This is a genomic window from Mycolicibacter acidiphilus (assembly GCF_018455725.1).
Taxonomy (GTDB): domain Bacteria; phylum Actinomycetota; class Actinomycetes; order Mycobacteriales; family Mycobacteriaceae; genus Mycobacterium; species Mycobacterium acidiphilum.
Genome location: NZ_JAHCLR010000033.1, coordinates 1 through 18,875 on the forward strand (window position 1 = coordinate 1; position 18,875 = coordinate 18,875).

General features: G+C 69.2%; 18 protein-coding genes and 1 pseudogene. 3 read left to right on the forward strand and 16 right to left on the reverse strand.

The features are described 5' to 3' along the window. Nucleotides 1-286: pseudogene (locus KIH27_RS15040) on the reverse strand (HNH endonuclease); the annotation flags it as partial. A 46-nt stretch (nucleotides 287-332) separates the two neighbouring features. Continuing rightward, the gene (locus tag KIH27_RS15045; RefSeq protein WP_214093835.1) at nucleotides 333-869 is read right to left on the reverse strand and encodes a hypothetical protein; all 537 of its coding nucleotides are present in this window, start codon (nucleotides 867-869) and stop codon (nucleotides 333-335) included. Between the two features lie 243 nt (nucleotides 870-1,112). Between KIH27_RS15045 and KIH27_RS15050 the strand changes: the two genes are divergently transcribed. Beyond that, entirely contained in the window at nucleotides 1,113-1,592 is a 480-nt protein-coding gene (locus KIH27_RS15050; RefSeq protein ID WP_307856894.1) for an HD domain-containing protein, read from the forward strand. A gap of 13 nt (nucleotides 1,593-1,605) precedes the next feature. Here the strand turns inward: KIH27_RS15050 and KIH27_RS15055 are convergent, their stop codons facing one another. After that, nucleotides 1,606-3,243, reverse strand: a complete 1,638-nt coding sequence (locus KIH27_RS15055) for a carboxylesterase/lipase family protein (protein ID WP_214093775.1) — start codon at nucleotides 3,241-3,243, stop codon at nucleotides 1,606-1,608. A gap of 123 nt (nucleotides 3,244-3,366) precedes the next feature. On the opposite strand from KIH27_RS15055, the gene KIH27_RS15060 reads away from it, so the two are divergent. Further along, a complete protein-coding gene (locus KIH27_RS15060; protein ID WP_214093776.1) occupies nucleotides 3,367-4,632 on the forward strand; it encodes a cytochrome P450 in 1,266 nt (421 codons plus the stop codon). Here KIH27_RS15060 and KIH27_RS15065 read toward each other — a convergent pair. The 9 genes from KIH27_RS15065 to mftA all read right to left on the reverse strand — a co-directional run bounded on the left by KIH27_RS15065 (nucleotide 4,595) and on the right by mftA (nucleotide 13,655). Continuing rightward, nucleotides 4,595-5,875 (reverse strand): PucR family transcriptional regulator, encoded by a 1,281-nt coding sequence (locus KIH27_RS15065; RefSeq protein ID WP_250150198.1) that lies wholly within the window; start codon nucleotides 5,873-5,875, stop codon nucleotides 4,595-4,597. The genes KIH27_RS15060 and KIH27_RS15065 overlap by 38 nt on opposite strands. Nucleotides 5,876-5,942: 67 nt before the next feature. After that, a complete protein-coding gene (locus KIH27_RS15070) occupies nucleotides 5,943-6,893 on the reverse strand; it encodes a PE-PPE domain-containing protein (RefSeq protein ID WP_307856895.1) in 951 nt (316 codons plus the stop codon). Between the two features lie 185 nt (nucleotides 6,894-7,078). Next, nucleotides 7,079-8,509, reverse strand: a complete 1,431-nt coding sequence (gene mftG / locus KIH27_RS15075; protein WP_214093832.1) for a mycofactocin dehydrogenase MftG — start codon at nucleotides 8,507-8,509, stop codon at nucleotides 7,079-7,081. Next, nucleotides 8,506-9,921, reverse strand: a complete 1,416-nt coding sequence (gene mftF, locus KIH27_RS15080) for a mycofactocin biosynthesis glycosyltransferase MftF (protein ID WP_214093777.1) — start codon at nucleotides 9,919-9,921, stop codon at nucleotides 8,506-8,508. The genes mftG and mftF overlap by 4 nt, the downstream gene beginning before the upstream one ends. Next, on the reverse strand, nucleotides 9,918-10,646 hold the full coding sequence (gene mftE, locus KIH27_RS15085; RefSeq protein WP_214093778.1) for a mycofactocin biosynthesis peptidyl-dipeptidase MftE: 729 nt from the start codon (nucleotides 10,644-10,646) through the stop codon (nucleotides 9,918-9,920). The genes mftF and mftE overlap by 4 nt, the downstream gene beginning before the upstream one ends. 161 nt (nucleotides 10,647-10,807) lie before the next feature. Then, nucleotides 10,808-11,989 (reverse strand): pre-mycofactocin synthase MftD, encoded by a 1,182-nt coding sequence (gene mftD, locus KIH27_RS15090; protein WP_214093779.1) that lies wholly within the window; start codon nucleotides 11,987-11,989, stop codon nucleotides 10,808-10,810. A gap of 3 nt (nucleotides 11,990-11,992) precedes the next feature. Continuing rightward, entirely contained in the window at nucleotides 11,993-13,225 is a 1,233-nt protein-coding gene (gene mftC / locus KIH27_RS15095; protein ID WP_214093833.1) for a mycofactocin radical SAM maturase, read from the reverse strand. A gap of 8 nt (nucleotides 13,226-13,233) precedes the next feature. Further along, complete coding sequence (mftB, locus tag KIH27_RS15100) at nucleotides 13,234-13,551, reverse strand: mycofactocin biosynthesis chaperone MftB (RefSeq protein ID WP_307856896.1); 318 nt, start codon at nucleotides 13,549-13,551, stop codon at nucleotides 13,234-13,236. Nucleotides 13,552-13,553: 2 nt separating this feature from the next. After that, a complete protein-coding gene (gene mftA / locus KIH27_RS15105) occupies nucleotides 13,554-13,655 on the reverse strand; it encodes a mycofactocin precursor MftA (protein ID WP_214093781.1) in 102 nt (33 codons plus the stop codon). A 120-nt stretch (nucleotides 13,656-13,775) separates the two neighbouring features. On the opposite strand from mftA, the gene mftR reads away from it, so the two are divergent. Next, the gene (mftR, locus tag KIH27_RS15110) at nucleotides 13,776-14,372 is read left to right on the forward strand and encodes a mycofactocin system transcriptional regulator MftR (RefSeq protein ID WP_214093782.1); all 597 of its coding nucleotides are present in this window, start codon (nucleotides 13,776-13,778) and stop codon (nucleotides 14,370-14,372) included. A 75-nt stretch (nucleotides 14,373-14,447) separates the two neighbouring features. Here mftR and KIH27_RS15115 read toward each other — a convergent pair whose 3' ends face one another. The 4 genes from KIH27_RS15115 to tuf form a co-directional block, all read right to left on the reverse strand. Beyond that, nucleotides 14,448-15,227 carry a maleylpyruvate isomerase N-terminal domain-containing protein gene (locus KIH27_RS15115; RefSeq protein ID WP_214093783.1) on the reverse strand — a complete coding sequence of 260 codons (780 nt, stop codon included), beginning with the start codon at nucleotides 15,225-15,227 and terminating at the stop codon, nucleotides 14,448-14,450. A gap of 129 nt (nucleotides 15,228-15,356) precedes the next feature. Further along, nucleotides 15,357-16,532 carry an NAD(P)/FAD-dependent oxidoreductase gene (locus KIH27_RS15120; protein WP_372451399.1) on the reverse strand — a complete coding sequence of 392 codons (1,176 nt, stop codon included), beginning with the start codon at nucleotides 16,530-16,532 and terminating at the stop codon, nucleotides 15,357-15,359. Nucleotides 16,533-16,613: 81 nt separating this feature from the next. After that, the gene (locus tag KIH27_RS15125) at nucleotides 16,614-17,438 is read right to left on the reverse strand and encodes a mycofactocin-coupled SDR family oxidoreductase (protein WP_214093785.1); all 825 of its coding nucleotides are present in this window, start codon (nucleotides 17,436-17,438) and stop codon (nucleotides 16,614-16,616) included. A 192-nt stretch (nucleotides 17,439-17,630) separates the two neighbouring features. After that, entirely contained in the window at nucleotides 17,631-18,821 is a 1,191-nt protein-coding gene (gene tuf, locus KIH27_RS15130; protein ID WP_214093786.1) for an elongation factor Tu, read from the reverse strand. Nucleotides 18,822-18,875: the final 54 nt, after the last annotated feature.

Here is an 18,875-nt window from a genome sequence, read left to right on the forward strand (position 1 = left end):
GGCGGCGCGCCTCGCTACCGCTGATCCGCAACCGCTCAGCCAGACCTTTGACCAGTGAACATGCCCCCAGGGCGCCCTCGTGGCCCTCAACAGCCAGGCGGGCCAGGATGCGGTGGTCGATCACCGGTGCCTGCCAGGCCAGGGTATCCCGCTGGGCCAGCACTTCAACCAACTCCGCGGTGCTCAACGCGTCGAACGAACACTGCGCCAACCGGGCGGAGGCATCGGTGATCGCAGCCAGACACGCCAACACCGTCTCCCGATCAGCGAACGCATCCCTACCCATACATCGAACACTAGTGCGACCCACCGACAAGTTCCGGCACCATCGACTAGATGCCGTGGCAGCCGTCGGCCAGCACCAGGTCGACGACAGCCCTGGCCTCGTCGTAGCTGCGGTAGATGTTCTTGTCGACCAGGCTCAGCGCCAGGTCCACCGGCTGCATCTGCGGGTACTGCCGGTGCAGTGAGCAGATGATCGGCTCGGCCACCCGGGCCTCCGGGGTCGCCAGCGGGGGCACCGAGGTCGGCGCCGGAGTGAAGGTGACGGTCATCGGTGGCGGTGGCGGCGCGGGTGGTGTGACGATGACGGTGACCGGCGGCGGCACCGCGACGGGCGTCGATGTGGGAGGCGCCGGGACTGCTTGCCGGCCGAGTTGGGTCCAGACGATCAGGCCGCCGACGATCAGCACCGCGGCGATCACGGCGATGCCCGCCAGCGAGATGACGCTAATCCAGGGCTGCGACTGCGTCGCCATCCCCTCAGTGGGCGGGAAGTCGACCACCCCGTCACCGGCCTCGGTGGACCAGGCCAGGCCCGACGCCGCCTCGGTCGGTGCCTGGTCTGCGCCCCCGGAGTCCGTCGTCACCCTGTCGACGCTAGCGGCAGCCGCCGACGTAACGATGCGGGATGATTGCACCCTGACTCGAACAGAGTAGGAGTGCTGCCGGTGGAGGCGAGTTCGGAGCCGTTGGGTGACCTGCCTTCTGCCTGGCGGACACTCATCGCAAGACACAGCACCGCACCTGAAACCGCAGGGACAGGACAGGCCCTACTGGACGCTTGGGGCGAGCCGCATCGGCGCTACCACAACATCGCACACCTTCGTGACGTGCTCAGTCGCGTCGACGAACTCGCGGAGCACGCCGTCGACGCCGACGCGGTGCGACTCGCGGCCTGGTACCACGACGTCGTCTACCGGGGCCGACCCGACGACGAGGAGAACAGCGCACGCCGTGCCGAGACCGATCTCAACGCCCTCGGGGTGCCTCCTGGGCTGATCCACGAGGTCGGGCGGCTGGTCCGGCTCACGACCTCCCACGACCCCGCGGCCGGTGACCGCAACGGGGAAGTCCTCTCCGATGCCGACCTGGCGATCCTGGCCGCGACACCGGAGCGATACGCGACCTACGCCGCCGCGGTCCGCGCCGAGTACGCCCACGTTCCCGACGAGGACTTCCGGGCCGGTCGGGCAAACGTCTTGCGCGCCCTGCTCGACGGGCCGTCCATCTACCGCACCCCGCACGCGTGCACGCACTGGGAGGCGTCGGCACGCGCCAACTTGGGCGGCGAACTCGACGATCTGAGTTAGCGCCGCGACCGCCCTACCGCTGCAGGCCCGCCCAGAACCCGCACTGATGCTCGGCACCGAAGTCGGTCACCACCCGGCTCCCGTTGGGCCGCAACGACATCCAGCGTGCGTTCAGCGGGTCGGTGCCGACGGTCGGCCAGTCGGGCTGGCCGACGCCCGCCGGGGTTCCGGTGGTCACGAAGCCGGTCCAGTACTCGACCATCTCATCGGAGAGCCGGCGCTGCGCAGCGTCCAGGGCCGGGGCGCCCCCCACGTCGAACAGGTAGCGGATCTCCAGCGAGTGGCTGGCCCCCAGCGGGAACGGCGCCTCCCGGAAGATCTCCGGGGCCGGGGCGTGCGGGTCGTCGAACTCGTAGGCGTAGACCGCCGGTGCGCTGCGCACCAGCGCGTCGGCCATCCGGTCGGCCAGGCACGCGAAGATGTCGTCGGTGGCCGCCGCCGCGTAGGCCTGCGAGGAACTGCCGCCGTACCGGCTGGCCGGGTAGTGCTCGAGCACCGCGGTGCCGTCGCCGGCGCCGAAGGTCTCGGCCAGCAGGCCCGGATACTCGGCGGCTCCGATCTCCCGGCCGAGCCGCATTGAACGCAGCACCTCGAACAGGGTGAATTCGTCGTGGGTGACGCCGAGCAGCACCGGCACCCGCACCGCGTCGCCGTCCGTCATCACCCGCACCGGGTCCGTCGGCAGCGTCGGGACCCCGACCACCGGCCCGCTGAGCCGGTCGTTGCCGAACCGCGCGTACCACAGCGGCTCGGTGAGCCGGTCCGCCGGCAGCGCTCGCAGGCAGGCTTCGACGCCGCGGTCGGACCGGTCCCGGGGACCGCAGCCCAGTGTCTCGGTGTATTCCCGGCTGAGCCGTTGCGCGGTCGGCGCGTCGACCTGCGTCTGGCACGGTCCGCTCTGGATGATCGCCGCCCGGAACAGTCCCGCCGAGTACGGCGCCGCGAGGTGATCGCAGACCGACATCCCGCCGGCGGACTCCCCGGCGATGGTGACCTTGGTGGGGTCGCCGCCGAATCCGGCGATGTTCTCGTGCACCCAGCGCAGTGCCGCCTGCTGGTCGGCGAGCCCGTAATTGCCCGGCTCCCCCAGTGCCGGGTCGGCGAGGAAGCCGAGCGCGCCGAGCCGGTAGTTGATCGTGACGACGACGACGCGGCCGCGCACCGCCAGCCGCTGCGAGTGGTAGATGTCGCCGCTGCCGCGCATGAAGCTGCCGCCGTGGATCCAGACCATCACCGGCAGCGGTTCGGCCGCCGAGCCGGCCGGCGTCCACACATTCAGGGTCAGGCAGTCCTCGCTGATCGGGTCCTCGGGGGCGACGTCCGGCTGGATGCACCACGGCCCCGGTTTGACGGCGTCCCGCACTCCCCGCCAGGCGGCGGCGGGTTCCGGCGGTCGCCAGCGCAGCGCACCGACCGGCGCGGCGGCGTACGGAATGCCTTGGAACAGCCGGTGATCCGGGCCGACCTGACCACGCACCAGGCCGGTCGCGGTGTGCACGACGTCGGCGTTGAGCGCGACGGCGCGAGACGGGTTCGACGGTGCCGGGCCGGCCGGGTCGGCGCATCCGGCGCCGGTGAGCACGGCGATGAACGCCAGTGCGGCGACTCCGGCCCGCAGTCCACGGTGACGGCGGGTTGATCCGATCGGCATGAGGCTCGAGCGTAATCGGCCGCGGCGGCAACGGTTCACCGGAAACCGGCGCGGCGAACCGGGAAATCACTGAGACTGGAGCAAACCCTGACAGGTGTCAATTTTCCGGCGGACAGGAGCCTCATGAGCGCACCGACCCTCGATCCCCGATCCGACGACGCGGCTCGCGTGTTCGCCGACCCCAAGGCCTACGCCGATGAGCCGCGCCTGCACGCCGCACTGACCCGCCTGCGGGCGCACCACCCGGTGGTGCTGGTGGACCGCCCGCCGTACCGGCCGTTCTGGGCGATCACCCGGCACGCCGACATCATGGACATCGAGCGCGACAACGTGCTGTGGATCAACGAGCCGCGCCCGGTGCTGGCAACCGCGGAGGCCGACGACCTGCAGCAGCGGTTGCTGGCGTCGGGCATGGGGTTGCGGACGCTGATCCACATGGACGATCCGCACCACCACAAGATGCGGACGATCGTCGCGGACTGGTTCCGGCCCAAGGCCATGCGCGCGATGAAGGCGCGCATCGACGAACTCGCCAAGCGCTACGTCGACGAGATGCTGCGGATCGGCCCGGAATGCGACTTCGTGTCGGACATCGCGCTGAATTACCCGCTGTACGTGATCATGTCCCTGCTGGGCCTGCCGGAATCGGATTTCCCGCGGATGCTGCGGTTGACCCAGGAGCTGTTCGGCGGCGACGACGAGGAGTACCGGCGCGGTTTCACCCCGGAGGAGCAGTTGCCGGTGCTGCTGGACTTCTTCGGCTACTTCAGCGCGCTCACCGCGGACCGGCGCGAGCATCCCACCGAGGATCTGGCGTCGACCATCGCCAATGCCCGCATCGACGGTCAGCCGCTCTCCGACATCGACACCGCGTCCTACTACGTCATCATCGCCACCGCCGGCCACGACACCACCAGCGCGGCGATCGCCGGCGGCCTGCGCGCTCTGATCGAGCACCCGGAGCAGCGGGAGCGGCTGCGCGCCAACCCGCAGCTGATGCCCACCGCGGTCGAGGAGATCATCCGGTGGGTGACGCCGGTCAAGGAGTTCATGCGCACCGCGACCGCCGACACAGCGGTGCACGGGGTGCCGATCGCGAAGGGCGAATCGGTCTACCTGTCCTACGTCTCGGCGAACCGCGACGAGGAGGTCTTCGAGGATCCGTTCACCTTCGACGTGGGCCGCGACCCGAACAAGCACCTGTCGTTCGGGTACGGCGTGCACTTCTGCGTCGCGTCGGCACTGGCCCGCATGGAGATCAACAGCTTCTTCAGCGAGCTGATCCCCCGGCTCGACGAGATCGAGATGACCGCTGCGCCGCAACTGATCTCGACGACGTTCGTCGGCGGCGTCAAGCACCTGCCGATCCGGTACCGGCTGCGCGGCTAGCGGCCCGCTGCATCCAGTTCAGCGCCTCCAGCGCCACGGCCACATTGACGTGCGCCCCCTCCAGCGGTTGCGGGAGCAGTTCGTCGACCTGGACCAGCCTGCGCTGCAGCGTGTTCCGATGGATGAACAGCCGCGCCGCGGTTCGCGATGCGCTGTAGCGCTCCTGGATGAACGTCAGTGCGGTGCGTCGCAGATCCGCGTCGGCCGACGCGAGCCGACCGAGCGCTCGGGTGATGAAGCGGTGTGCCCGTTCGGGATCGGCGGCCAGCAGGGCGACCAGTTCGATCTCGGTGAACCGGACAACCCGGCGCGCGATGCCGGTGTGGGCGACCATCCGCTGCGCGGTCAGCGCGTCGAGGTGGCTGCGCCGGAAACCGTCGACTCCGGCGGAGGTGGGTCCGACCGCGATCCGAATGCCGGCCAGCCGGTCGAGTGCGGCTGTCACACCGGTCAGTTCGGGTTCCTCCCGGCCGGACAGCCACACCCACCGGGTGGCGGCGTCGGCACGCATCATGAACGCCTGCCGTCCCGCCGCGGTGTCCATCACGGCCCGCGTGGTCCGGTCCAGGTCGGCAGTCTCGACGTCTCTGCGGTCACTCCAGACCACGGCCGCGGTGTGGTGCTGGCCGAACAGGTAGCCGAGCCGGTCTTCGGCGTTCGCCGGCGGCGTTGCGCCATCGATGATCTGGGCCACGATCTCCTGGACCGCGGGATCGGTTCCCCGCGCGAGCTGCCCGCGTTCGGCGCGGATCATCTGGCACAGCTGCACGACCACGGCTTCGATGAACGACGCGATCGAGCGTTGACACACATCGAGTACCTCGCGCAGGTGCGCCGGGTCGGAGGTCACCTGGAACGCCACCGGCATCCAGTACCGCAGCGCAGCGTTCTGAGCGAGCCGGTAGGAGTCCATCACCGCCAATTCGTCCAGGCCGCGGGAGACCAGGTTGCGAACCGCGACGAGTTCGGCGGTGGTCAACTCAGCCGACACCGGCTCGCCCGGCCGGCTGATGTTGCAGGCCAGCCAGCGCAGGCAGCTCTCCCGGGTGCTTCGCCCGATGGTGTCCACGATCACCGGATCGTCGGCGATCCGCTGCGTGTACTTCGACGCGAGCGCACCCTGCTGGATGCCCGCCAGCCACCACTCGGAGCTGTCCAGCGTCAGCTGCGCCCCGCGCCGGATCAACTCACGGACCAGTTCCGACGGGCGCTCCCATTCCAGGCCCCCCGAATTGGATCCCATTGGCGCACGGTACGCGGTGCACTGCATCGGTGTCAGCCCCCGATTTTCCTCACCGTCGCGGAGGCCGTCAGTATTGTCCGTCGAGGATGTCCTGAAGAGTGGTGGCAAGGCTCTGCCACAGCCCACTGTTCGCGATCCCATTCCCAAACGCATCCGTCCACGCCTGGCCGTCGTTGAAAGTGTCGGGAATGGCGATGTTGGTGATCTGCCCGTCGGTCGTGGTGACCCCGGTGGCAACCTCCGCCGGCGTCAGCCCCATGTACTCCAGGTGGGTGACCGCGAAGTGCTCCAGCGCACTGGACAGTCCGCTGAGACCACCGCCGGCAGCGTTCCAGTCGGTCTGCCAGTCGGCGACCCCGTCGCCGTCGATCGTGTAGTTCGTGGTCGGGAAGAGGTCATCGGGCGTCACGCCCACCAGAGACCCGCCGACGCCGAACTGGTCCTCGTCAACGGCTTTCAGCAGCGCGGACGCGATAGTGGTGCCGAGTAGATGATCCAGGTCCGCATTGATGTTGACGGCGATCCCGGCAGGGTCGCTCGGATCGCCGATGAACACGAAATGCACGTCCTGCAGCGGGATCCCGTCGTTGGCCAGCTGAGTCATCGCCGCCGACGCAGCCATCGCACCCTGCGAGTACGCGAACACCGTCAGTGGGTCTTCGGCGCTGAAGGCGTTCGGGGTCGCGGCGAACTCGGCTTCGACGGCCTTGACGATGTCGTTCTCGTCCACCAGCGTGCTCGGGCCCTCCTCGCCCAGTTCGGGTGTCGTCAACACCTGCAGTGGGGCGGTGCACGGGTCGGTTCCGCTCATGTCGCAGACCGCCGAGCCGGTCGCGCCGCCGTCGAAGCCCAGCGGGTGCAGGTACAGCTCCTCGGCGGTCTGCGCGAACGCGGTCGACGGCGTCGGTTCGAAGGTTCCGCCGATGATGATCGCGGTGTCGCTGCCCGACAGCGGCAATCCTGCGGACAGCAAAGTGATTTCGGCGCCGACGGTGTGGTGGATGGGCACGACGCTCACGCCGACGATCGCAGCAACGACACTCAAACGTTCCAACATTTCGAACATCTCTCCGTTCCGGTCGGCCGCAGAATCCTCGCGGACAATTCCTGTTCGGACAATGATTTACACCGAAGAGCAGGCTGAACAAGGACATCACGCACCGAATTGAATCCACCGGCAGTGCGAAATGCCCTGCGGTGAAATCAGGGGTTCAGAAACTCCACTGCCCGGTGCGCCAGCATCGTGATCGACGCATGCGGGCCGCGACTGGGGACGCCCGGCAGCGCCGAGCCGTCGACGACCCACAGCCCGTCGACGCCGCGCACCCGGCACCGCCCGTCGAGTACCGCACGGTCGTCGCCGTCGGCGCCGATCGGCGCGCTGCCGCACAGATGCTGGGATGTCGACCAGATCGGTTGGGCCGCTTGCACCGTCGATCCGACGACCTCCGCGGCCAATTCCACCCCGCGCCGCAGGTCGGCCAGATCCGCGGGCTCGGAGTCGTAGCGCTGCTCGATCCGGGGCGGCACCGCCGGATCGGCCGACATCAGGGTCAGGCGCCCGCGCGCCCGCGGACGCATCAGTGCCACGCCGATCTGGGGCGCATCCCGGACCGCCGCACCCATCATCGCGGCGAAGCCAGTGGTGTACGGCCGCAGTTCGAGGCCGTCGTCGGTGTGCAGCACGGCTTCGAGCACCGGTCGTCCCGGGCTGCCCGGCCAGTCGGCGGGTAGCAGCCACTCCGGGTGATCGGCGCAGTACGCACCGACGGGCAGACCCGCCACCACGTCGATGCCGACAGCGCGCAGCATCGCGGGCTCACCGATACCGGACAGCATCAGCAGATGCGCGGTCTCGATCGCACCGGCGCACAACACGATTCGATCTGCGGCCAGTTGCAGCGGACCGTCCGGGCCGACCGCCGTCACCCCGATCGCCCGGCTCGCGGCGATCTGCACCCGCTGCGCTCGCACCCCGGTCAGCAGCGTCAAGTTGGGCCTGCTCAGCGCCGGCAGCAGGTAGGCGGCACCCGGACCGGTGCGCACCCCGTCGACGATGTTCAGCGGTACCGCGCCCACCCCCGCACCGGCTCCGGCGTCGTTGAGGTCGGCGATCCAACCGAACCCGGCGCGCTGTGCGCCTCGCACGAATCTGTCAGTGCCGCTGCACATCTCACCGGTACGCCGCACCGGGATCGGTCCGCGGTCGCCGTGCTGCGGGCCGGCGAAGTCCAGGTCGGTTTCGATGGCCCGGAAGTGCTCCAGCACCGTCGGCCAGTCCCAGCCGGCCGGGTAGCCGTCGATGTCGTGCGGTAGCGCCCGGCAGAAATAACCGCCGTTCACCGCGCCCGAACCGCCGACCGTGCTGCCGCGCACGAGTTGCGCAGTGCTGCCCGGCCGCCCGGTCAGCTCGGCCGGATACCGCGACACCAGCGGACTGTCGGCGCCGATCGGCAGGTGCGAACCATCCGCGGCGCGGGCGGCCAGCGCCGGATCCGACCGCCCGGTGCCGGCCTCCACCACCAGAACGGAGCGGCTCGGGTCACGTGAGAGTTCGGCGGCGACAACCGATCCGGCGCTACCCGCGCCCACCACCACCGTGTCACCGTGCCACGCGGACAACGCGACGGTCAGACCTTGATCTGCGGCCGGAGCGCGGTCAGGTCGTGTTCACGCAGCACGCCGCCCCACAGTCCCAGCCCGTACGCCAGGTCGTCGATCCGTCTGAGCAGCAGATACGCCAGCAGTCCGATCGGCTGTTCATCGCCGCCAGTGCAGCGGGTGTGCTGCAGCCAGTCCACCAGGCCGTCGCTGACCGCGGCGAGCACCACCACCCGGCGGCAGTGCGGCGACACCAGTGCGGCCAGCAGTGCGACCGGCCAGTAGTGCCGGCAGATCGCCGAGGCCAGTTGCAGGCCCGCCGAGGCCAGGCCGCGCAGCGTGACCATCGCGACGTCCCGGGGCGCGGTGTCCGGTCCGCGCATCGAGTGCGCCACCCGGCGCCCGGTCAGCGCGGCGATGACCAGCGAGGTCAGGCAGCTCACCGGGGAACAGAACGTCATCAGCACCCACCCGAGCAGCGCCCACCCGGAGATCACCATCGGTGCGGTCTTGTCCGGATGCCGGGCCGCCAGCGGCGCGGCGGAACTTCCATAGAATGCCTTGCGCGAGAACCAATCCCCCAGCTGCACCCGATGGTCGTGGGCGACGATGGCGATCGGCTCATAGCGCAGCCGGTTACCCGCATCGACCAGTCGCCAGCACAGGTCGACGTCCTCGCCGGATTGCAGGCTCTCGTCGAATCCGCCCAGCTCGGCCAGTGTCGACCGGCGGCAGATGATCGCCGCACTGGGCACGTACGCGACTTTCCCGTACGGGATCACCGGCGCCTCGGACTGCCCCAGGTCCAGCGAGGATCGCACCGATTCATAGCGGGCGATCATCCGGTCACCCCCGGTGAGGCCGACGATCCGCGGCGCGACCAGCGCGACGGTGGGGTCGCAGAAGTGGCCGAGCAGCGCCTCCAGCCAGCCTCGACGCGGTACCACGTCGGAATCCAGGAACGCGACGAAATCGGTTGTGCAGGCGGCGAGTCCGGTGTTGCGGGCAGCCGCCGGCCCCCGACTCACCGGATGCCGGATCACCTGCACCCCGCAGCAGTGCGATGCGCTCAGGTCCTCCTCGGCGACCGGGACCTGCGATCCGTCGTCGACGACGACGACCCGCAGGCCGCGCAGCGATGCGACCAGCCGTCGAAGTCCGGATATGTTGTCCCGCACCGGAATGACGATCGTGACGTCCAGATGGGAGGGCCCGCCGACCGGCCGCGGATGGGCCACGGTGGCATCGAGCAGGGTCCGGGCCAGTTGCGCGCTGACCGCGTCGTGTACTTCCAGCCGGCCGTCGGTCAGCAGTTGCTGCGCAGTCGGCGCCAACCGCAGCAGTCGGGTGGGCGACCCGCCGAGCAGGGCCGAGCCACTGCCCAGCACCCGCACCCGCCGGTCCACCTGTACGGCGAAGCCGTCCGGCAGGCGGGCCGACGTCATTGCAGCATCCCGTCCGGCCGCGGCGACCAGGTACTGACGGCGCGGACGCATCCGTCGATCATCTCGGCCAGGATGCGCTCCCCCTCGGCGGCAGTGGCGGTGGTCGGGTCGCCCAGCACCCCGACGTCGCTCACCGCGGCGACCCCGCCGCGGCGCATCGCCGGGAGCAGTTCGGACAGCGGTGCCACATTGCCGGCCCGCACCCGGTCCCATCTGACTACCTCGGGTGAAAGGCTCAGCAGCACAGAGGTTTCCGCGTGGCCAGCATGGGCGTCGACATCCTCGGCGGAGCACGACAGCCAGGCCACGTCCCGAGCCTCGAGGCGCAGCCGCCGAACGGCGGCGGCCAGGGCGGGGACGTTGCCGCCGTGCCCGTTCACGAAGACGACCCGCTGCGCCCAGCAGCAGGCCGACCGGCCGTACTCGAGCAGCACGGCGCCGAGTGTCTCGGTGCCGATGGAGACGGTCCCTGGAAAACTCTGGTGCTCGCCGCTGGCGCCGTACCCGATGGCCGGGGCGACCAGAACGTCTCGATCAGCCGGGCCCGGGGCCGCGGCGAGCCGATCGCCCGCGGCGCGGGCCACCGCGTCGGCGATCCGGGTGTCGGTGTCCAGTGGCAGGTGCGGACCGTGCTGTTCGGTCGAGCCGACCGGCACCAGGACGGTCAGCCACTGACCCGACAGTTGCCCCGACGTCGAACTACCGAGTTCGCCGAGAACCGCCATCGGGAAATGGTATGCGAATTCACCTGCCGTACACCAGATAGTGCCGATTACATTAAAAAAATTTGTCGGACCCCGGCGGCGGGGCGGTGAATCCAGGTCACGCCCGTCCCGCCCGCCACGGCCGTACCAGGACCGACGGCCGGTCGACAGACTTTGACGAACTAACCGGCGGCGCCGAGGGTCCGGGTGAACCCGTCCGGGATCAGGATGTCGGCCGGCGACAGCTCGTGCACCGACGCTCGTCCCAGCCCCATCAGGGCCGAGTCGACGCCGCTGCGGAGGATGTCGAGCACGTTCTCCACCCCGGGCTGGCCGGCGGCCCCCAGGCCCCACAGGTAGGCGCGGCCGATCATCACCGCCCGGGCGCCCAGCGCCAGCGCCTTGACGACGTCACTGCCCCGGCGGACGCCGCCGTCCAGCAGCACCTCCACCTGGTCGCCGACCGCCTCGGCCACCGCTGGCAGCGCCCGGATCGATGCGGGCGTGCCGTCCAGGTTGTTGCCGCCGTGGTTGGACACCGAGATCGCCGAAACCCCGGCGTCCACAGCCCTTTTGGCGTCGTCGACGCGCATCACGCCCTTGAGCATGAACGGTCCGCCCCACAGCTCCCGCAGCCACGCGATGTCCGCCCAGGTCGGCGGCGGGGTGCCCATCCACTCGCCGTAGGTCTGGAAGAACGCCGGCCCGGGCTCACCGCGGCGGCCCTGGTTGGGCACCCGCAGGTTCGGCGGGCGCATCGTCTTCGCCCACTGCAGGAACCACCCCGGCCTGCTCAGACCCTCCGGCATCATCGAGATGATCGTCTTCAGGTTCATCTGCTCGGGGATCTTCGGGCTGCCCCAGTCCCGGCCGTGCGAGAAACTCCAGTCGGTGGTGACGATCAGGCCGACCGCGCCGGCCGCCCGCGCCCGCTCGACCCGTTCGGCGATCGCCTCCCGGCTGCCCAGCCAGTACAGCTGGAAGAACAGCTTGGGGTTGGCGGCGATCACCTCCTCGATCGGCTTGCTGGCGAACGACGACAGGCCCATCGCCGTACCGCGGGCGGCGGCGGCCCGCGCGACGGCGACCTCACCGTCCGGGTCGACCGCCTGCACGCCGGTCGGCGAGATCAGCACCGGGAACGAAAGTTCCTGGCCCATAACCGTTGTCGCCAGATCCCGCTCGGGCTGCACGCCGATCACATGCGGGGCGAATCCGAGCTCACTGAACGCGTCGACGTTGTCGCCGACGGTCAGGCCCTTCTCGCTCGCCGAGATCAGCGATGAATACACCGATTTCGGAAGTCGTTTGCGCGCCCGCTGCTGGGCGATCGCCACCGTCTCGAACCAGATATCACGCGCCATGAATCAGATTGGACTTTCATCGCATAGTTTTTTCGACACCCAGCGGTCGCCGTCGCGCATCTGGTTGAAGACCTCCGCCGTCGCCCGGCCGCGCGCGGTGGTCGACGCGACGTCGCCGCTGGGCCGCCCGGTGCGCGAATGGTCGTTGGTCAGCGGCGGCTTCTCCCGCTGCTGCTGCGCCAGCGCCTCCTCCCCGAAGCCACGCACGCACTCCGGGTCGGGGCCGTCCATCGGCAGACCGGTGAAGAACTTCGCCGCCATGCACCCGCCACGGCAGGTCTCGTACAGCGGGCAGGAGGCGCAGGCGCCGCCGACCTTGGGGATCCGCAACTCGTTGAACAGCTTCGAGTGCTTCCAGACGTTCTCGAATCCGCCGTCGGTCAACACGTTTCCGCCGAGGAACTCCTCGTGGATGGCGAACGGGCAGGCGTAGACGTCGCCGATCGGATCGATCAGGCAGACCACCCGGCCGGCACCGCACATGTTCAGTCCGGCCAGCGCGCCCTGGTCGCCGAGCGGTGACAGGTGGAAGAAGGAGTCACCGGTCAGCACGCCCTCGCCCTTGGCGACCAGCCAGTTGTACAGCTGCACCTGCTGCTCGGCGGTGGGGTGCAGGTCGTCCCAGACGTCCACGCCGCGACCGGACGGTCGCAGCCGGGTGATCCGCAGCGTCGCGCCGTATCGCTGTGCGAGTGAGGCGAATTCGTCCAGCTGGTCGATGTTGTGCCGGGTGGCGACCACCCAGATCTTGGTGTCCTTGAAACCGGCGGCGGCCAGGTTCTCCAGCGCGCGGATGGCCATCGCGTACGAGCCCGGCCCGCGGATGGCGTCGTTGACCTCGGCGGTCGCGCCGTCCAGCGAGATCTGCACGTCGACGTAGTCGCTGGCCGCCAGCCGGGTCGCCACCTCGGGGGTGATCCGCACGCCGTTGGTGGAGAACTTCACCCCGACGTGGTGGGCGTTGGCGTAGTCGACCAGCTCCCAGAAGTCCGGCCGGATCGTCGGCTCGCCGCCACCGATGTTCACGTAGAACACCTGCATGCGTTCGAGCTCGTCGATGATGTCCTTGCACTGCTGCGTGGTCAGCTCACGCGGATCGGGTTTGCCCGACGCCGACAGGCAGTGCACGCACGCCAGGTTGCAGGCGTAGGTCAGCTCCCAGGTCAGGCAGATCGGTGCGTCGAGGCCGCGTTCGAACTGGTCGATCAGGCTCAGCGGCGCCTCGGGCGCATCCATCAACGCGGTCACGGTGCCTCCATCGGCTCTGCGGGGACGAGAATGGTCGAGTCCGCCAGCACCTTCAGCGCCTTGAGGTAGGCGGATTCGTGGGCGGGGTCGACGCCGGCGGCGCGACAGGCCGCCCGCGCGTCGGGATGGTCCGCCAGAGATTTCACCAGCGTGACCATGGTGTGGTTCTTCAGGAATGAGAGCTTGCGCGTTCCGAAGTGATACAGCAGCGCCCCGAACTTCTCCGGCCGCACCGACACCTGCGAATGCAGGCGCCAGCCACGGTCCGGGTCGAAGGGTTCGGTGAGGGGCGCCGCCTCGGCGGCGGCGGACACGGTCAGTAGACCCCGCACATCCCGTCGATGGACACCTCTTCGACCAGGTTCTCGACGACCAGGTCGGAGGCGGTGTCGGCGGTGTTCTGCTGGTCGTTGTCCATGGTCTGACGCCTTTCGGTGCGAATGGAGTCGACAGAATCCTGTCGGCTGGGTCACAATCCGGGTAATAATATGGCATCGAGTGCCAGATCAAAAGGGGTTTGCCGAAAAGGAGTCAGTCGATGGGTGCGCAGAGTTCGGCGGTCGCCCCCCGTGTGGGCCGGCGCCGGTCGACGACGCCGCATCACATCTCCGACGTCGCGATCGACCTGTTCGATGTGCGCGGTTTCAGTGCGGTCAGCGTCGACGACGTCGCATCCGCGGCCGGGATCGCCCGGCGCACCCTGTTCCGCTACTACACGTCGAAGAACGCCATCCCGTGGGGGGATTTCGACGCGCACCTCGACCACCTGCGCGACCTGCTGGACCGGGTCGACCCGGAAGCCCCGCTCGGAGACGCCCTGCGGTCGACGCTGTTGGCGTTCAACACCTTTGATGACGGCGAGACCGCTCGGCATCGCCGCCGGATGCGGGTGATCCTGCAGACCGACGAGCTGCAGGCGTACTCGATGACGATGTATGCCGGCTGGCGGGGCGTCATCGCGGAGTTCGTGGCCCGCCGGTCCGGACTGCCGGTGGACGACCTACTGCCGCAGACGGTGGCCTGGGTGCTGCTCGGCGTGGCGCTGAGCGCCTACGAACGCTGGCTGCGCGACGAGTCGCTCACCCTGCCGCAGGCTCTCGGCGACGCGTTCGACGTCGTCCGCGGCCCGCTCTGACCCCCGCGAGGGTGCGCAAGCGTCCGGTATGCGCCCAGGTGAGGGCGGACGGTTGTGCACGCTGGCGGGCGGCCTTCATTCCACGAGGTCGTCGCTCGGCGGGCGGATACCGCCGTTAGAGAACACCGGCAGCCAGTGGGTGAACACCGGCATCCAGTCAGTCGGGTCCCGATCCCAGGGCAGCGCCGACAACTGCCGGACGCTGCGCCGGCCGCCGAGTGCGCGCACCGCCTCGAAGTCGGAGATATCAAGGGCCGCCGGCTCTTTCGCGGAGTCCGGGTCGCCGAGGTGCACGGTGCCGATGGCGGGCGTCGTCAACCGCAGCGCCGGCAGGCTGCCCTGCCGGATCATCAGATCACCCATCGTGGTCAAGAATCCCAGCGCGACCTCGAAAGTCAGATCGCCAGTGCGCGAACCGGGTTCGCCTAACGCCCCGCGGATGTCGTGCTCGTGGGTCAGGGTGTCGAATACGAGTTGGCCCGCAGCGACCTCGAGCGCGAGCCGTGCCGTGACCGGGTCGATCAACTGCCCCCACAGGTCGAGTAACCGGTCGATCCCGAACCCACCGAGGCGATCGAGTTGCGCCTGCACCCAGGAGTCGCCCGCCTTGTCGGCCATGTTCATCGCAACGACGTCCTGTCCGACCCCGACCAGGTGGGCGACGGTCTGACGCACGGTCCAACCCGGACAGGCCGGAACCGCGAACTCGCCGACGTCGTCGCGTCCGCCGAGCAGCGCGACAAGGCGTTCGTGAACCAGGCGGTAGGCCGCCGCAGCGTCGGCGACCGGCGCCGGCCGGGGTGCACGGGTGCTCTCCTCGGCAGGGACGCCAGACGGTTGCTGGTCGCTGGGCATGTCGCTGACCTTTCGCCGGGGAACTCCGACGACGGGCCGTCGACGGTCGAGACAGACCCTACCGTCGAAAATAAGATTATTAAACGTTCTCTGAGGTAACAGTAAAGTCAGCCGGGCGGGAGAAGCAGGTCAGCCCAGTACCTCGGCGATCGGCGCACCGGCGGCGATCTTCGCCCGCACCCCCATCACCTTCCCGGGCCGGCCACCGCCGACCACACCGGCCAGCACGCCGTCGCGCTCGTAATAGGCCAGGAACTTGTGGCCGTCGTCCTCCACCAGGTGCACGGTGTCGGTGGCCTCCGGCTCACCCAGGCACTGGATCTTGACGTCGTACTGGTCGCTCCAGAAGTACGCCGGCACCGCCACGTCGTGCAGCGACTCGCGGCCGAGCATCGCCGGCACCATCAGTCGCACCTGGGTGACGACGTTGCTCCAGTGCTCCATCCGCACCTGGTGGCCCTCGCGGCCACGCCAGAACGCCACGTCGCCGACGGCCCACACGTTCGCGGCGCTGGTTCGGCCGGCGGCGTCGCACAGCACCCCGTTGTCGACGGTGATGCCGCTGCCGTCGAGCCACTCGGTGACCGGGCGCGAGCCGACGCCGAGCACCACCAGGTCGGCGGCCAACTCGGTGCCGTCGTCGAGCACCACGGTCTCCACCCGCCCGTCACCCCTGACCGCCGCCACCCCGACACCGCTGCGCACGTCCACGCCGTTGTCCCGGTGCAGCCGGGCCACCAGGCCACCGATCTGCTCACCGAGCACCGTGGCCAGCGGGGTCGGCTGCGGCTCCACCAGCACCACATCCACGCCGAGCTTGCGCAGGCTTGCCGCGGCCTCGCAGCCGATGAAGCCGGCACCGATCACCACCGCGCGCCGGGCCGTGGCCGCGTCCGCCCGCAACGTCAGACTGTCCTCGAACGAGCGCACCACCCGGATGCCGTCCAGGTCGCCGAACGCCGCGATCCGTCGCGGGCGCAGCCCGGTGGCGATCACCAGCTGTTCGTAGCCGAGCACGGTGCCGTCGGCAAGCGTCACGGTCTGCGCGGTGGTGTCGACGCGCTCGGCGGCCACCCCCAGCCGCAGCGTGATGTCGTGCTCGTCGTAGAACTCCCGCGGCTCCAGGGTGGTGTCGTCGCGTTCGCCGCGCAGCACCTCCTTGGTCAGCGGCGGCCGGTCATACGGCAGCCGGGTCTCCGCGCCGACGATCGTGATCGGCCCCGGATAGCCCTCGCGCCGCAGTTCCTCCGCGGTGCGCACCGCACCCAAACCGCCACCGACGATCAGCACGCCCTGTTCTGACACCACGCCCCCTGCGCTACCCGGACCATTCCGAGAAGTTCATACCCGATCGGGACGCTCGATGCCCACTCGAACGCCGTCGCTTCAGTACTTCAGCGCGCCCTTGTCCAGGGGAAGCTGCACGCCGGACAGGATGCCCGATCCGGGCCCGGCCAGCCAGACCACCACGTCGGAGATCTCGTCGGGCGTCATGAAAGCGTTGGGGTGCAACGGCATCGGCGGGAAGCTGTGCAGGAAGTCGGGGTGCTCGGCGAACACCTTCGCCATCGCCTCCGGCTCGATCATCGGGGTGTCCACCGAGTAGGGGTGGATGGAGTTGACCCGAATGCCGTACTTGCCGACCTCCAGCGCCAGGGTGTTGGTCAGACCGACCAGGCCATGCTTGGCCGCCGAGTAGTGGCCGTTGCCGGGTGTCGCCTTCAGCCCGGCCGACGAGCTGACGATCACGATCGAGCCGCCGTTGCCGGCTTCGATCATCGCCGGCACCGTCGCCCGGATGGTCCGCCAGGTGCCGGTGAGGTTGACGTCGATGACGGTGTTCCACTGCTCGTCGGTGAGCTCCCACAGCCGGCCCCAGTTGAGGACGGCGGCGTTGGCCACCACCACGTCGAGCCGGCCGAACTGCTCGACCCCGTCGGTGACCAGCTGGCGCAGTGCGGCGTCGTCGCGGATGTCGACCGCGCGCGCGAGCACTTTGCGTCCCTCGGCCTCCACCGCGGCGACCGTCTCGGCGAGGTCGTCGGCGGTGGCCGCCGGGTAGGTGATGCAGTCCGAGGCCGGTCCGCAGATGTCGGCGACGATGACGTCGGCGCCCTCCCGGGCCAGGCGCACCGCGTGCGAGCGGCCCTGCCCGCGGGCGGCGCCGGTGACGAATGCGACCTTGTCCTGCAGCGACTGACTGTTGCTCACCCGCTGAGGCTAGCAGCTGGAAATGGAACGTGTTCCAGTGGTTTCGCTCACCGAGATTGACGCCACCGCGCCGTCTACCCGGCTTTTTCCGCGCCGCCGTCGATCTCGCCGCAGCCGTCAAGGCTTCCCGCCCGACGCAAAGACCCCCGCACGCCGAAGCGTGCGGGGGCCTTTGACCGCGTGGTGCCTAGATCACTTGATGATCTTGACGACCCGGCCGGCGCCGACGGTACGGCCACCCTCACGGATGGCGAACCGCAGACCCTCGTCCATGGCGACCGGCTGGATCAGCTTGACGGTCATCTCGGTGTTGTCACCGGGCATCACCATCTCGGTGCCCTCCGGCAGGCTCACCACACCGGTCACGTCGGTGGTGCGGAAGTAGAACTGCGGCCGGTAGTTGTTGAAGAACGGCGTGTGGCGGCCACCCTCGTCCTTGGACAGGATGTAGGCCTGACCCTCGAACTCGGTGTGCGGGGTGGTGGTGCCGGGCTTGACCACGACCTGGCCACGCTCGACGTCCTCACGCTTGATACCGCGGATCAGCAGACCGACGTTGTCACCGGCCTGGCCCTGGTCCAGCAGCTTCCGGAACATCTCGACACCGGTGACGGTGGTCTTGGTGGTCTCCGGACGGATGCCGACGATCTCGACCTCTTCGTTGACGTTGATCACGCCGCGCTCGACACGACCGGTGACCACGGTGCCACGACCGGTGATCGTGAACACGTCCTCAACCGGCATCAGGAACGGCTTGTCGGTCTCACGCACCGGGTCCGGGATGGACTCGTCGACGGCGTCCATCAGGTCCTCGACGGACTTGACCCACTTCGGGTCGCCCTCGAGCGCCTTCAGCGCCGACACGCGCACGACGGGGGCCTCCTCGTCGAACTCCTGGGCACCCAGCAGCTCGCGGACCTCCATCTCGACGAGCTCGAGGAGCTCCTCGTCGTCGACCATGTCCGACTTGTTCAGCGCGACCAGGATGTAGGGCACACCCACCTGGCGGGCCAGCAGCACGTGCTCGCGGGTCTGCGGCATCGGGCCGTCGGTCGCGGCGACCACCAGGATCGCGCCGTCCATCTGGGCGGCACCGGTGATCATGTTCTTGATGTAGTCAGCGTGACCGGGGGCGTCCACGTGGGCGTAGTGCCGCTTCTCGGTCTGGTACTCCACGTGGGAGATGTTGATCGTGATACCGCGCTGACGCTCCTCGGGGGCGTTGTCGATCTGGTCGAACGCCCGCGACTCGTTCAGAGCCGGGTACTTGTCGTGCAGAACCTTGGTGATAGCCGCGGTCAGCGTGGTCTTGCCGTGGTCAACGTGACCGATGGTCCCGATGTTGACGTGCGGCTTCGTCCGCTCGAACTTCGCCTTCGCCACTTCTTGTCCTCCTGGACTTGTTGGTGCTGGGTTACAGCAGGGTTGATTTCTTCA